Annotated in this window: 2 protein-coding genes; both read left to right on the forward strand. The window is 70.7% G+C overall.

The features are described from left to right. The coding region (locus ABZ885_RS40515) for a thaumatin family protein (RefSeq protein WP_360200123.1) at positions 1 to 687 on the forward strand (687 nt) is incomplete at its 5' end. 71 nt (positions 688 to 758) lie between these two features. Further along, entirely contained in the window at positions 759 to 1,577 is an 819-nt protein-coding gene (locus ABZ885_RS40520; protein WP_360200125.1) for a glycoside hydrolase family protein, read from the forward strand. The last annotated feature ends 201 nt before the right edge of the window (positions 1,578 to 1,778 follow it).

Consider the following 1,778-nt stretch of genomic DNA (forward strand, 5'->3'; position numbering starts at 1 on the left):
GCGGCTGCGGCTGCTTCTGCGGCTGTCAACCACACGGTGACGTTCGTGAACCACTCCTCGCAGACACTGTGGATCGGAAGCGGTGTCAACGCCGACGGGTCGAAGCAGTTCACCCGGCTCCCGGTCCTGACTCCCGGGCAGTCGGCGACGGTGACGATCCCCGAGACGGCCGCCCCGTTCCACTGGCGTGGGAAGTTCTTCGCACGGCAGGGATGCGGCGGCGCCTCCGGCAGCACCTTCCACTGCCGGGTGGGCGACTGCGGCCCGTTCACCGACCACTGCACGACGGGCGAACAACCCGCCAGCCTCGCGGAGTTCAACTTCGACAGCAAGGACGGCGCCGCTCCCTGGTACGACGTGAGCTACGTCAACGCGTTCTCGCTGCCGGTCACGATCACTCCGGTGAACGCCACGGTTCCGGCCGGCGGCGGCTGCGACACGCGGGGCTGCGCGGCGAACCTGCTGCCCTTCTGCCCGCCCGCCGATCTGACGCGCGGGCCGGACGGCAAGCCGATGCTGTGCACCAACCCCAGCCGGGACAGCCCCGGCGACTACAGCCGCGCGCTCAGCGCGAGGTGTCCCAAGGCCTACACCTGGTCCAAGCAGGACCAGGTGCCGGGCAACAAGGTGATGCAGCAGTGCAGCCACTGCAAGGGCTTCACCGTCACGTTCGGGCCCACCGCGTGAGCCACCCGTCCGCGACCTCGTCATGACCCCGTGATGGGACATGACCCGTGATGAGAGAGGAGAGGAGCGCCGTGCGGCGTCGCATCCATCTGTTCACCGCTCTGCTCGCGGTGCTGGCCTGGCTCACGGTCGGCGGTCCGGCCGACGCGTCCGCCGCCCCGGTGAAGAAGAAGGGCGTGAGCGCCTGGAACTTCACCGACGTCACCAAGGCACTGGCTGACGCCAAGGTCGGCTGGTTCTTCACCTGGGCGTCGGACCGGCAGCAGATCAGGCCGCCGGCCGGCGTCGAGTTCGTCCCCATGATCTGGGGTGCCGCCTCGGTGACCGACGCACAACTCGCAACGGCCAGGAAGGAGGGCACGACCCTGCTCGGCTTCAACGAACCCGACCTGCCGGCGCAGGCCGACATGAGCGTGACCAGGGCCCTCGACCTGTGGCCCCGGCTCCAGTCGACCGGGATGCGCCTGGGGGCACCCGCGGTCGCGGGCGGCGGCGACCGCGCGGGCGGCTGGCTCGACCAGTTCATGAGGGGCGCCGCCGCCCGTCACTACAAGGTCGACTTCATCCCCCTGCACTGGTACGGCTCGGACTTCCGTGCCGATGCCGCGACCGGTCAGCTGCGGAGCTACCTCCAGGCCGCCTACAACCGCTACAGGAAGCCGATCTGGCTCACCGAGTACGCCCTGATCGACTTCTCCACCGGCACCCCGAGGTATCCGACGCCGGAACAACAGGCCGCGTTCGTGACGAAGTCGGCCGCCATGCTCCAGGGGCTCCCCTTCGTCGAACGCTACGCGTGGTTCACGCTCTCCGCGGACCGCGGCGGCACCGGTCTCTACAACCGGGCGACGCCCAACCGGGTGGGTGCCGCCTACCGCGCGGCCGGCTGAGCGCGCGCCCCGCCCGCGTCCGGAGCCCCGCCCGCATCCGGGGGACGGACGCGATCGATCGACCTTCGCCGAGCACCAGCGGATTCTCGGCGCGGCCGCTGCCCGGGTCGTCACCGACCCCGGCGGCGGGCGCGCGGGCCGCCCGGGGGGGCGCCCGATAGGGGAAGGGGGGGGGTGGGGTAGGGTGTAAAAAGAAATGTG

This window comes from Kitasatospora sp. NPDC047058 (assembly GCF_040643935.1).
Taxonomy (GTDB): Bacteria; Actinomycetota; Actinomycetes; order Streptomycetales; family Streptomycetaceae; genus Kitasatospora.